The organism is Emticicia agri (assembly GCF_004168285.1).
GTDB classification, from domain to species: Bacteria; Bacteroidota; Bacteroidia; order Cytophagales; family Spirosomataceae; genus Emticicia; species Emticicia agri.
This window is the reverse complement of record NZ_SEWF01000034.1, coordinates 1-12847: the sequence shown is the minus strand read 5'-3', so window position 1 is coordinate 12847 and position 12847 is coordinate 1. Positions and strand designations below refer to the sequence as shown.

Annotated in this window: 10 protein-coding genes, 1 tRNA gene and 1 pseudogene; 3 read left to right on the top strand and 9 right to left on the bottom strand. The window is 38.8% G+C overall.

All coding sequences use genetic code 11. The features are described from left to right. Window positions 1-141: 141 nt before the first annotated feature. The 7 genes from EWM59_RS19380 to msrB form a co-directional block, all read right to left on the bottom strand. The gene (locus EWM59_RS19380; RefSeq protein WP_130022910.1) at window positions 142-1311 is read right to left on the bottom strand and encodes an FG-GAP repeat domain-containing protein; all 1170 of its coding nucleotides are present in this window, start codon (window positions 1309-1311) and stop codon (window positions 142-144) included. 235 nt (window positions 1312-1546) lie between these two features. Further along, on the bottom strand, window positions 1547-1951 hold the full coding sequence (locus tag EWM59_RS19375; RefSeq protein ID WP_130022909.1) for a c-type cytochrome: 405 nt from the start codon (window positions 1949-1951) through the stop codon (window positions 1547-1549). An 80-nt stretch (window positions 1952-2031) separates the two neighbouring features. Then, window positions 2032-2640 (bottom strand): SCO family protein, encoded by a 609-nt coding sequence (locus tag EWM59_RS19370; protein ID WP_130022908.1) that lies wholly within the window; start codon window positions 2638-2640, stop codon window positions 2032-2034. Window positions 2641-2707: 67 nt separating this feature from the next. Next, window positions 2708-3100, bottom strand: coding sequence for a hypothetical protein (locus EWM59_RS19365; RefSeq protein ID WP_130022907.1), 393 nt, complete (start codon window positions 3098-3100; stop codon window positions 2708-2710). A 30-nt stretch (window positions 3101-3130) separates the two neighbouring features. Continuing rightward, a complete protein-coding gene (recN, locus tag EWM59_RS19360; RefSeq protein WP_130022906.1) occupies window positions 3131-4789 on the bottom strand; it encodes a DNA repair protein RecN in 1659 nt (552 codons plus the stop codon). A 724-nt stretch (window positions 4790-5513) separates the two neighbouring features. Further along, window positions 5514-7064, bottom strand: coding sequence for an SBBP repeat-containing protein (locus tag EWM59_RS19355; protein ID WP_130022905.1), 1551 nt, complete (start codon window positions 7062-7064; stop codon window positions 5514-5516). Between the two features lie 151 nt (window positions 7065-7215). Further along, complete coding sequence (gene msrB, locus EWM59_RS19350; RefSeq protein ID WP_130022904.1) at window positions 7216-7719, bottom strand: peptide-methionine (R)-S-oxide reductase MsrB; 504 nt, start codon at window positions 7717-7719, stop codon at window positions 7216-7218. 212 nt (window positions 7720-7931) lie between these two features. Here msrB and EWM59_RS19345 point away from each other — a divergent pair, with 212 nt between their 5' ends. The 3 genes from EWM59_RS19345 (at window position 7932) to EWM59_RS19335 (ending at window position 11921) form a co-directional block, all read left to right on the top strand. Continuing rightward, window positions 7932-8525, top strand: a complete 594-nt coding sequence (locus EWM59_RS19345) for a C40 family peptidase (RefSeq protein WP_229239395.1) — start codon at window positions 7932-7934, stop codon at window positions 8523-8525. Between the two features lie 92 nt (window positions 8526-8617). After that, complete coding sequence (locus EWM59_RS19340; protein WP_130022903.1) at window positions 8618-11743, top strand: PD40 domain-containing protein; 3126 nt, start codon at window positions 8618-8620, stop codon at window positions 11741-11743. A gap of 104 nt (window positions 11744-11847) precedes the next feature. Further along, window positions 11848-11921, top strand: a tRNA-Ala gene (locus EWM59_RS19335). Window positions 11922-12026: 105 nt separating this feature from the next. Here the strand turns inward: EWM59_RS19335 and EWM59_RS19330 are convergent. After that, window positions 12027-12443 carry an IS1 family transposase gene (locus EWM59_RS19330; protein ID WP_262709290.1) on the bottom strand — a complete coding sequence of 139 codons (417 nt, stop codon included), beginning with the start codon at window positions 12441-12443 and terminating at the stop codon, window positions 12027-12029. 110 nt (window positions 12444-12553) lie between these two features. Then, window positions 12554-12847: pseudogene (locus EWM59_RS28285) on the bottom strand (hypothetical protein); the annotation flags it as partial.

The window sequence follows — 12847 nt, the reverse complement described above, 5'->3', positions numbered from 1 at the left end:
GAATGTATTCTTTAAATTGAGTGATTGAGTGATTGAGCGATTTAGTAATTAAAAACAGATTATTTGTTATTTAAAATTCGAGATACATATTGAGTACTCAAAATTATAATCACTCATTCACTAAATCGCTCAATCACTCAATTATTTACGCACATTCTCAAATAAAAACACTCCGTTCTTATTCGCTATTACGATGTCGATTTTTTTGTCTTTATTGATGTCTTGCGCTACAATGTTTAGTCCTGCGCCTGAATCATTGTCTATTACGTGTTCTTTCCAGTAAGGAGCTTTATCGGGTGTAAACTCAAAATACAATAAATAGGCAGCATCGGCATCACCCGGGTCGCGACCGTGGTGTGCCAGAAATCTTTTTCCTGTAATATATTCTTTTTTGCCGTCACCATTCACATCAGCCATGATAGACGAGTGAGTCTGGGCAGTAGTTTTGCTCATGGTGTGAGTTTTGAAGTTGATTTTACCTTGCTCATCAGTCACCTGCTCATGAAACCAAATACCCAAAGCGTGAGCAGAAGCACTTACTACATCGTTCTTGCCATCACCGTTCACATCAAGAATCTGCATGTGCGAACAAGGTTCGCCTAAATTAGCCGGATGAAATACCCAGTTGCCTGCTTTAGTATCTTTTGTTCCTTTATACCAACCTTCACGCACAACCACATCGTTAATACCGTCTTTATCTATATCACCGAAACCTATTCCATGAGAAAATATCTCTGTTCCGGCTACATTTTCTTTGGTCAGGTTATGACGTTTCCATGTCGTTTCGCCTTTTTTTGTAGGCGCTTGTAGCCAAACAATCTGCTTTTTGTTCTTATCTCCGCAAAGAATATCTAAACGACCATCGCCATCAATATCAATAAAACCCGGCGATTCGTTGGATATTCCTACTGAGTCATCAATAATATGTTTAGTCCATTGTCCGGGTTTGTTTTTAGGGTTCTCAAACCAGAAACCCACTTTACCGGGGAAGTCCACAATCACCACATCATCCCAACCGTCTAAGTTTACATCCATACCCAGATTCAGAAAAGACTCACTGTATTCTTTGCGAGGGTCGAAGGTACGTGAGGGAGCCATTTCATGGCGTGTCCAGTTTGGAGCCTCAAACCAGTAGTAGCCTGCCGCAATATCCATTTTGCCATCTTTATTCAAATCGGCCACTGCCACTCCTTCTGAAATAAAATCTCTTGTAATAGTCGTTTTCTTCCAGTCAGGCGAAGTCTGAGCGAAAGTTGATTCAGTACAAAAACAAGCTATCAGGATAGCTATAAACTTTATGTTTGTTTTCATATCAGTGTTCAGTTTTATTCCGGTTATTGGGGTTTTGTCGTTAATAAGTCTGCCAAAGCAGATATTTTAAATGTTTGAATAGTCGGCTATAGCAGTTAGTTTTTCGGATTGGTAAGTTACTATAATTCAGACGATAAAACCGATTAATTAAACAATATTTGACTTTCATTTATCAAATATTATCCTGTTCATTACACACATAACCAAATCAGCTAAAACCTCTACCTTTGCGAAATCATTTATTCTTCAAAGCCTTCTCTACTTCCTCAACACTCGTGACTGCTGTTTCATTTCTCCATTCAGCATAGATATAGGTAACTACTTCGGCAATGTCTAAATTCTGCAAGTGGGTATTGGCAGGCATAGGCTGGTTATACGTCTTGCCATTTACTTTTAATTCACCCACCAGACCGTATTTAATAGCTGTAATTACCTTTGATTTGTCATCAAGATAATCGCTACCTGCAATAGGTGGATAAAGGTTTTGTAAGCCTTTTCCATCTTTCTGGTGGCAGTTAGCGCAATTCTTTTCAAATATTTCTTTTCCTCCGATATAATATTGCTCTAACTTTACTTTTTCTGCCGATTGACAAGAAGCCAAGAGAGTTAATAAAGGAAGATATTTTATTTTTTTTATCATGAATTTGTGCAGTTCGCCAAAACAAATACGATTGGTAAGATTTTTTTTGAATATGTATATCAATCTGTACAAAGTCCTAATCATTCCTCTTCCTTCAACAAAATATCCATATCTTTCATCAGGCGGCTTACCTGGTCTTCTTTGGTACCGTCGTACATGCCTCTTACCCTACGTTTTTTATCAACCAATATAAAAGCTCCACTATGTATATACCCACCTGCGGCGGTAGAATCTTCACCTGCGGTTACATAATACTCTTTCTCGCCCAATTCATAAATTTTCTCTTTGTCGCCTGTTACAAAGTGCCAGAAACTGGCTGGAACACCCAAACGGTCAGCGTATGCTTTCAACACAGCCACCGAATCGTATTTGGGGTTGATGGTATGTGAAAGAATACCTACCTCAGGGTTATCCTTGAATTTATCATATATGCGTAGCATCTGAGTTTTCATTATCGGACAGATGGTGGGGCAAGTGCTAAAGAAGAAATCGGCTACATAAATTTTGTTTTCGTAGGTTTTGTTAGTAACTACATTGCTATCCTGGTCAACCAATTGAAAATCAGGAATAGTATGATAGACAGAATCTCCATTCACAAAATCACGGTCGCCTAAAATCGGTAGTTTTTTAGGTTGACAAGCGCCTGCAATTATAAACAAGCCAATACATATAATCAATAAGTACTTCATATAGTAAAAATCCCTCTCTATAACAGGCTGTTCTGAAACGAGAGGGTTTATCAATAATTAAATGGTATTACTTCAGAAAATCCTCAGCTTTTTTCTTGGCATCAAGCGTTTTTTGTTTGATTTTATCGCCTTCGGTTTTCAATTCAACTAATGTATCAATCTTTTCCTGGTTATCTTTCATTTTTTCGAGGTCAGCCAATTTGGGCATCCATTCGTTCATCTCGGTTTCGGCTTCATTAAGCAATTTCGAAATTTCTAATGCCTGTTGTTTAGAAGTAGTATCCATCGTTTCTGCTTTTGACATGACTTTTGAACGAAGACCTTCTAATTGCATCGTAACGGGCATTACTTCATCATGCAGGTCGAACGTTTCTTTTGTCAGTTTAGCCGATTCGTCTGCAAATTTATTGGCACAGGCAACAGCAAAAATAATGGTAAATACATACAATAGTGCTTTCATTGTAATGGGTGTGTTGGTTTATTGATTATTTTATACATTGACTCCTAAAATCTCTATAGCGCTGTGAATGGCACTTTCTGAGGGGTTTTCGCCACCAATCATTTTGGCTATTTCCACAATACGTTCGTCGGCTTTCAGTTCACGCATTCTACTCACCGTTCTTGCTGAACTATTATCCTTATAGACAAAGAAATGGCTGGTTCCCCGGCCTGCTATCTGGTGCAGATGGGTAATAGCAATTACCTGTAAACTCTGTGCCATTTCACGCATCATTTTACCCACTTTAATGGCAACCTCGCCCGAAATACCTGTATCAATTTCATCGAAAATAATAGTAGGCAACGAGCGTTTATCACCCAAAACATATTTAATTGCTAACATCAGACGAGAAAACTCTCCCCCCGAAGCTACATCTTTTAACTGACGTGGGGTAATGCCTTTGTTGGCACTGAACAGGAAGTTTATCTGGTCAATACCATCGTTGGTAAGTTTTCCGGTATCATGGTTAATCTTCAATGTAGCATTGGGCATTCCTAATTCTACGAGCAAACCTACTACACGTCTTTCTACTTCGGGTAATACTCTCTGACGGGCTTTTGACAATACCTCTGCCGATTTGGTGGCTGTTTCAAAAGCCTTATCCACACGCTCTTTGGCAGCCGCCAGGTTTTCACTCAGATTCAATACTTTACTTACTTTCTCTTCTAAAATCGCCTGTATTTCTAATAACTCCCCGTTTGATTTCACTGCGTGTTTTTGCTGCAATTTATACAGTAAATCCAGACGGGTCTGGATAGTCTCTATCTGACTGCTGTCTAATTCAATCCCTTCTTCTTCCGATTCAATGTCACGGGCTACATCTTTCAATTCAAGCAGGCAAGACTGAATACGGTCTTTATACTGTTGATATTCAGGCGAATACGTAGAAATCGGATTCAGGTTACCAATAGTACTTTGCAAAACCGAAAGTACCGATTGTTCGGTATCTGTTAAGTAGGCATAGGCCGTACGTAAGCGTTGCTTTACTTCTTCGGCATGCTCTAAAATATTCAGTTCCTGCTCTAATAGTTCCTGCTCGTTGGCTTCCAGTTTTGCTTTCAACAATTCGTCTAACTGAAAACTATTGTATTCAAATTCTTTCTTGTTCTGGTCAGATTCGGCCTGTAATTGCTCATACGCATCCTGTAGTTTTTTATAGGTGCGGTATTTATCCTGATACTCTACCAGTTTATCGTACGACTGGGCATACGTATCAACAATAGTCAACTGATATTCGTTAGAACCCAACTGGATAGAGTCGTGCTGTGAGTGAATATCCATCAACTGTGAAGTGATTTTGCGAAGCGTTTCAAGGGTTACGGGTGTATCATTGATAAAGGCTCTGGACTTACCACTTGGCGCAATTTCGCGACGGATATGACAGGGGTTTTCGAAGTCGAGTTCTTCTTCGTCGAATATATTTTGTACATAGAAGCCATCCATAGAAAAAGTACCTTCAATGATACATTTCTCGGCTTCATTGTAAAGTGTTTTTACATCAGCACGATTCCCTAACAATAAACCTATTGCACCCAGCATAATAGATTTTCCTGCACCGGTTTCGCCTGTTACAATATTCAGATGAGCATCAGGAGAAAGCTCGAGGTGCTCAATCAGGGCATAATTCTTAATCAGAAGATGTGAAAGCATGAAAAAAGCTTTTTTGAGTGATTAAGCTATTAAAAGAACTTGTTTGAAGCGAGCGAATAAAATGGATTTCTTATCGGATTCATTTTTTTTCGTAGAGACGACATGCTTGGCGTCTCCAAGGGGTTATGCAATCCAACAAATGCTGTTTGTGAAGATGAAATTACAATAGATAATTCTACTATACCCACAGCCTTTTGAGACGCCAAGCATGTCGTCTCTACGAAATCCGATAAATTTTACTAAATCACCTTTGCTCCTTCACAACAAGCCCAATAATAATGCTTTTTAAAATAGCTAATAATAACGATTGAAAAAGGTTTTTATTGGCACAATTCTATTCCAGATAATTGACTTCGGACAGAGTAATATATACAAATTTAACGCCAAATTGTTTAAAAAAATTTAGTCGGTTAATAGGGCAAATTTAGAACCTTAATTGTAAAAGCAGTAAAAACTCAGATGATTTTTTTGTAAAAAGATTGAGTTTTGAGCCAATTAATTATTGAAGAAGAGAATACAGATTACAAAGGGCTAAAAATTAATCATTTCTGAAGATTCACTTTACTAATAGAAGATGTAATACAAAATGTTTTGAATGACTATTGATATTTGCTTATGGGAATAGCAGTTTTTTGTTAGGGTTCAAAATTTTGAACCCCAATTTATCAGCAGTAAAGTCTTTTAATTTCTGAGAGCGAATTAACATCACCCAATTAATTTCTAATCATTCCACCAATTTCACCACAAAACCGTTATACGAAGGAGATGCCAACGAAATGTTACCAAAAGAGATAGAACTCTGAAAATAACCCGTCAGGTAATGGTAATTGCCGCCAATAGCTACACTCTGAATATACTGATTCATACCTGACTGAATGGCGTTCCCTCCTTTTACACCTCCGTTTTTATCAAACTTGAATATAAAATTATTACCTGCATATCGCTTATCACCAAACCCGAAATTCGGGTTGTAAGAAGTTTTACAAACTAAAAACAACTCATCAGTGGAAGTTATTTTCAAATCACTGAAATATTCGGTATCATAAGAGTCATTGCTCAGCGATTTCTGACACCATTGCCAGACACCATCTTTTGAAATTTTAGCTAAAAACAGGTCAGAAGCACTTCCTGATGCATTGAATTGTAGGCCTCCTAAATCAATATAGGTAAAAAAGTATCCCCCTATATAGGCATTTCCTTCACTATCTACCACAATATTATGGGCATAACTCATAAACCCTGTATTAGTCTGGTTTCTATGCCAGAGATAACTTCCGTTAGAAGCATCGTATTTAGCCACAAACATGGTTTGCATACCCGGAGAGAATGTATAGCCCGGAGCAAAAGTGGCATCAGACCCAATAGCTCCTGTAATATAAACACTTCCGGCATTGTCTCCATAGATACGACTGCCATAATCGGAACTAACTCCTACAATTTTATTTACCCACAGAAATTGCAGATTGGCATTGCATTTTGCAATAAATATATCGTTATTATCAATCCCTGTTACCGAAAAAGCATCAAAATTACAAGCTCCCACAAAAGTGCCTGTTACATAGACATTACTTTGGTTATCGACAAAAATTCTGCCTATGGTATCATAATTGCTGCCGCCAAAGGTTTTCATGGCTAACACACTGCCATCAGCAGCAGATAATTTGCAGACGAATATATCTTCTGACGAATTATTGGCAGGATAAGAACTACCATCAAAAACTAAAGTATTGAAAAAGCCTCCCGCAAAAAAAACATTTCCCTGATTATCAACTTCTACATTAGCCGCAGTAGCATAACTATTCTGACTGCCTCCGGTCTTTACCCATTGCGGTACACCTGCATTGTTGTATTTTATCACAAAAAAATCGCCATAGCCCAATGCCTGGTAGGTAACGCCTTTAATTTTGAAATTGTCCATAAAAAGACCGGTAATATAGATATTACCCTGATTATCGACAGCAATATGATTAGACTGAAAACCATTTTGAGGATTCAATTCAGAAACCTTCCAGGCAGAAAGTGCGGTAGGCGCAAAATCACCGCTTTTCTGGTCAGTCCGAATCCATTTTGTACCATTAAAGAACCGGATACAATTGGTAGTGAGGTCGTAGACAATACTGCCACTTTCAGGTGAAGGAATAGCCAGAATCTGCTCATAATTAAGCCTTGGTAAATTTAATTTCCCCTGATTGCCGGGAGTTAGTGTTAAATTCTGAGCTTGCAGACAGCTAACTGTAAAAAAGAAGCACACAGCAATAGTAAAAGACAGTTTCATGATTCGGAGGTTTATAATAAAGGCAAGATTATCGCCTTTATTGGCACTATCCAAATCAACCCGTGCAAAAACTTATTTTATGGCAAAGTACTTATTTTACGGAAGTATATTAATAAAGTCTCCCATTTCTGAGAGACCTTTATTGCTTTTCCTACTTCTTCACAAATTTCATTGATACCGAGTTCATACAATACCGTAAGCCTGTAGGTTTAGGGCCATCGTCGAAAACGTGGCCTAAATGGGCTTTACAACGGTTACAAACCACCTCAGTACGCACCATGCCGTGGCTGGCATCTACTTTATTTTCTACAGCGCAATCGTTGAGCGGTTTATAGAAACTGGGCCAGCCGGTGCCTGATTCAAATTTGGTATCTGAACTGAAAAGGTCTAAATCGCAGCAGACACATTTATAAATGCCTTTTTCGTGGTTATCCCAGTATTCACCTGTAAACGCACGTTCAGTACCTGCTTTGCGGGCAACAGCAAACTGCACCGGGCTCAATTGTTTTTTCCATTCCTCTTCCGATTTCTGTATTACGGCAATCTTGCAATCGGGTTTTGCATTGGCTTTGGTTTTATTTTGTGCGTAGGTTTGGACTGTCAGCAACACACCTATCATGAGTGTGATATTTTTCCAGAATGTTTTATTTTTCATTGTTTTTATAAGTTTTATGTATGCGAACGCTGCACAATTGATAGACTTGTATTCACTAAAAAACAGGCCCGTATTTTAGTTGTATCCTATTTACTAACGACGATTTGGAAAATCGTGATACATTTATAATTACGATAAATTAAAATAAAAAGTTTTGAAATTTTATACTTTGGCATAATTTTAACGTTAGAATAAAAAAATGCTTTCCAAACGTGCTTAACTCAAAAAAACTAATCAGATTCCTATGCTTGATAAGTATATTGTCGAGCGTTTCGTCTTGCGAAGTTTTGCGTTCCAAAAGCAAAGCAGAAGAACTGGCCGCTAAAAATAAGCCTAAATCTACTTACGAAAAAAAGACTGTCGAGAAACATACTGCCGAAAAACGCACGGTCAGAAAACCTGAAGTATATGTATCGGCCAATACCCGAAACCTGATTAAGATAGCTCGCTCGTATACAGGTGTACCGTACCGTATCGGTGGTAATGACGAGCAAGGCATTGACTGCTCGGGTCTGTTATGCAATACTTTCAAAGAATTTGGCATTAAACTTCCTCGTGTTTCATGGCAGCAATCAGAGTTTTTTCCTGCCATTGATATCCCGAATATTCGTACAGGCGACCTGGTTTTCTTTTCTGTCAACGGAAAAGTAGTGAATCATGCAGGTATTGTAACCGAAGTACGAAGTGAAGATGAGGTTATTTTTATTCATGCTTCTACCAGCAAGGGCGTGATTGAAGATAATATGATGACCAATTACTGGAAAGCCAGATTTGCCAGTGCCTGCCGCCCTGATTTCGGTAAATAAATTTTCAGGCCGAATGATAATTTTTAGATAGGCTGTTAAGCTATTTTCTCTTAAATTTCGTTATAAAGAGAAAATAACACTACATCGTGAGTATGAGAAAAGCCTTGTTGGTAATGATAAGCCTGATTATCAGTAACTTATCATTTTCGCAATCACAATATTTCGGACAAAACAAACCTCGTTACAAATCATTCGGATTTAAAGTTTTACAAAGCCCACACTTTGAGTTATACCACTATTTTAAAGATAATACCATACCGAACGACCTGATTGTGAATAGTGAACATTGGTACAAAATTCATCAGGAAGTTTTCAAGCTCGCTTTTATCAAACCCAATCCCCTCATTATCTATCAGAATCACCCCGATTTTCAGGAAACTACAGCAATCAACGGACAAATAGGCGAAGGCACAGGTGGCGTAACCGAAGGGCTTCGCAACAGGGTTGTAATGCCCATGATGTATTCTAAACGCCAGACCGACCATGTGTTAGGACATGAACTGGTGCATGCGTTTCAGTACCAGTTAATGACCGCCGGAGACTCTACTTCTTTAGCCAATATTCAGAACCTACCTTTGTTTATGGTAGAGGGGCTGGCAGAATATATGTCGCTGGGTAGAGTAGACGCACATACCGCTATGTGGATGCGTGATGCCGTGATGAGCGACGATATTCCAACTATCAGAGATTTGGTAACTAAAGAATATAAATATTTTCCGTACCGCTGGGGGCAGGCTTTCTGGGCTTATATTGCCGGAACTTATGGAGATGACATGATTCGTCCGCTATTCAGAGAAACGGCTAAATATGGCATTGAAGCAGCTTTTAAGCGGAACCTGAAAATGGATATTGAGCGTTTTTCGACCAGATGGAAAAAGGCATTGGTTGATACCTATATCCCCTTACGGCAAGGCACCTCTACCATTCCAGTCGGAAAAGAGGTAGCTTCGTCTAAAAATGCAGGGGAAATGAACCTCTCCCCTACTATTAGCCCTGACGGTAATTTTGTTGCCTATATCTCTTCCAAAAATGTTATTTCTTTAGATATTTTTATTGCAGAAGCCCATACTGGTAAAATCGTCAGAAAGATTGAAAGCACTTCATTTGGTTCACATGTAGATTCTTATAGTTTTTTAGAGACCGCCGGAGCGTGGTCGCCCGATAGCCGCAACTTAGCTCTGGTGATTCAGAGCAAAGGGCGTAATAAATTATCGATTATTGATGTAGCTAACGGGAATAAACGCACTTTTGAACTGAAAGGTGTTGACTCGTTTTCAAACCCTGCCTGGTCGCCCGATGGTAGCACCATTGTAGTTTCCGGCCTGATGAACGGGGTAAGTGATTTGTATGCCTTTAATATTAAAGAAGAAACAGTCAGAAACCTGACTAATGATGAGCATTCAGACCTGCAACCTACATGGTCGCCCGATGGCAAGTGGATTTATTTCGTATCCGACCGTGCGCATAACTTTGCCCGTTTAGAAAAAGCTGATTTTTCTATTTCAAGGTTAGAAATAGGTTCTTCAAAAGTAGAAACTTTTGCTTTCTTTCAAGGGGCTGATAACCTGAACCCTCTGGTTGACCCCACAGGCAATTTTATCTACTTCTTATCTGATGCCGATGGCTTCAGAAATCTGTATCGCTACTCGCTTGCCGAAAGTAGTATCGAAAAACTGACCAACTATTTTACGGGCATTAGTGGTATTACGATGTATTCTCCTGCAGTGAGTATGGCTTCTAAAACAGGAACGCTGGTGTATTCGTATTTTCAGGGAGGCAAATACAATCTGTATGTAGTAAAAGAAAGAGAACTGACAGGGAAACCTGTTGACAATAAGATTGATAAAACACCTGCTACACTGGCACCTATTGACTGGAAAGAAGGCAGAAACATTGTACAGACCAACCTGAATAAACAGAATATTTTAGGGAGAATACAAACCGATAAACTGCAAACACTGAGGTATAATCCGAAATTCAAATTAGATTATCTGGGTAGTTCGGGTGTAGGCATGTCCACCAGTCGTTGGGGAACAGGTCTTGGCGGGGGTATTGTAGGTTTAGCCAGCGATATGCTCAATAATAACCAGGTATCGGGTGTATTGGCTTTGAATGGTGAGTTGCAGGATTTTGGCGGACAATTTGCCTATCTGAATCAGAAAAAACCTTTGCAATGGGGTGCCAGTATCTCCCGTATTCCTTATCGCTTTTCTGACTATCAACTTACCAACAAATACATAACTGACCCCAAGGTAAAAGCAAGCCTGGGTATTCCGGCTACTGATTCATTGATTCAGTCGAGTTATAATCTGTATCGTTTATTTATCAATGAAGTAGGACTTTTTGCTTTTTATCCACTCAGCAAAAGTAATCGTATTGAGGTAGGTGGCAGCGCAAACTGGTATAGTTACAGCGGACGCATCTATAGTGATTATTATGGTGCCAACGATGCCGTAGGAAGTTATTACCGGGGTAGCGAAACCCCTCGCCGGATTCCACAGGCAGAATTACTGGAGAAAGGGTTCAAACCTTTTAACCTGCAACAGTTATATGTGGCTTATGTAGGTGATAATACAACTTTCGGTACTACTGCTCCGCTCAATGGTTATCGTTATCGCTTTGAGTTCTCCCGTTATTTTGGTGATATTGCCCATAATGGCATTACTGCCGATTACCGTCGGTATAAATACCTGAAACCTGTTACAGTGGCGGCGAGGCTGTATTATTATGGCCGCCTGGGCACTAAAAATATAGAAGACTATAACCGTTTATACCCGATGTTTCTGGGGTACCCGTGGTATATGCACGGTTTCTGGGGCAAAGCTTTGGGCAACCAGACCTCTACTTTAGCCCTGAGCGAAGAGCAACTCAAAGGCTCACAGATGGGATTAACCAATATTGAAGTAAGATTGCCTTTTACGGGTCCTAAGAAATTAGCCCTGATAGATTTTGCCTATGTGCCAACCGATTTGAATTTCTTTTTTGATATGGGCATGGCATGGGACGATAATCGTTCGCCCGGTAAAACCTATGAGTATATTTTCAGCGATGGCGAAAAACAACGCTTAGCTTTAAAACCGATTATCAGTACAGGTTTAAGTTTGCGTATCAATGCGCTGGGCTATCTGATTTTAGAGCCTTATCTGGCTTTCCCGATTTATAATGGAAAAGTGCAGAGGGCAGTTACAGGAATTAATTTTATGATTCCGGGCTGGTAATGTTTGGAGTTTAAAAGAAAATTTGCATTTTTGCGTTCCCTAAGAAAATAGTAATATTTTTTCTGGTACAATAAGTCGGGGACGCCAAGTCGGGGACACCAGTCGGGGATGTAGCTCAGTTGGCTAGAGCGCTTGACTGGCAGTCAAGAGGTCGTGGGTTCGAGTCCCATCTTCTCCACATCATTAAAAGTCTCATAATCAAATGATTGTGAGACTTTTTTGTTTTATCCATTTTATGGTTTCAACTCCTCTACCAATCAATTCTAATCAAATCTTGGTAATCCTAATAATGTAATGCTTTTATTTCAAGATTGTAATTGCAAATAAAATACTTTATTGCTCCTATATGGTTTTCTAAAGATTTAGAAAAACTTAATGATTTTCTAACTAATCTGGCTACCCTTTGTCTTAATGTTCCATTAAAACGTTCAATATATGCCGTCAAACCACTATCCTTTCCTACTCCAAAATGATTCTCTTTTTCAAAAGTAGTTATGTATGCTTGCCAGTAGTCAGAGAAAAAACCAGTATTACTCTTGAAAACAGCAGGTATTTTTTCATAGAAAACTTGTGCATCTTTGCTTGAACGACTGCCTATATGAAAGGCAATAATTTGTCTATTAATAGGGTTTAGTGCTAACCATAACCATTGTTTATTGGCTCTCTTACCTACAAAAGTCCACATCTCATCTAATTGAATACCATAATACTCAACCCTTACCCCTCTCTGTTTACTATATAATTCATTGACTAATAAATCGTTATTTTCTATGTCAGATAAGTAATAATTAGTAACTACATCTTCTATAACTACCTCATTATCTGATACTTGAATGTACTCTTGTAATGCAATCGAATTTTTTTTATAACCTCTATCCTTCCGATTTCTTCATCCATTCTATCTCCTAAATAAGATTCAATATCCGGCAAAGTCAAATCAGCGTTTAAATCATCGGGTAGGGATTTATATAAGTCTTTGATGTAAGATAATAGCCACTGCTGACTCAAATCACATACTCGACAAATACCGGATAAAGATATTCTCTCCAAGAGTAGTTTGTTAATAAGAATTTTATCGGATTCATTCACAAACCAATCCTGACC

Bases quoted from the DNA above. Each gene is read 5' to 3' on its own strand.
- EWM59_RS19370 (WP_130022908.1), bottom strand. From the start codon at position 2,640: ATGAAGTACTTATTGATTATATGTATTGGCTTGTTTATAATTGCAGGC.
- EWM59_RS19375 (WP_130022909.1), bottom strand. From the start codon at position 1,951: ATGATAAAAAAAATAAAATATCTTCCTTTATTAACTCTCTTGGCTTCT.
- EWM59_RS19380 (WP_130022910.1), bottom strand. From the start codon at position 1,311: ATGAAAACAAACATAAAGTTTATAGCTATCCTGATAGCTTGTTTTTGT.
- recN (WP_130022906.1), bottom strand. From the start codon at position 4,789: ATGCTTTCACATCTTCTGATTAAGAATTATGCCCTGATTGAGCACCTC.
- EWM59_RS19355 (WP_130022905.1), bottom strand. From the start codon at position 7,064: ATGAAACTGTCTTTTACTATTGCTGTGTGCTTCTTTTTTACAGTTAGC.
- EWM59_RS19340 (WP_130022903.1), top strand. From the start codon at position 8,618: ATGAGAAAAGCCTTGTTGGTAATGATAAGCCTGATTATCAGTAACTTA.
- msrB (WP_130022904.1), bottom strand. From the start codon at position 7,719: ATGAAAAATAAAACATTCTGGAAAAATATCACACTCATGATAGGTGTG.
- EWM59_RS19365 (WP_130022907.1), bottom strand. From the start codon at position 3,100: ATGAAAGCACTATTGTATGTATTTACCATTATTTTTGCTGTTGCCTGT.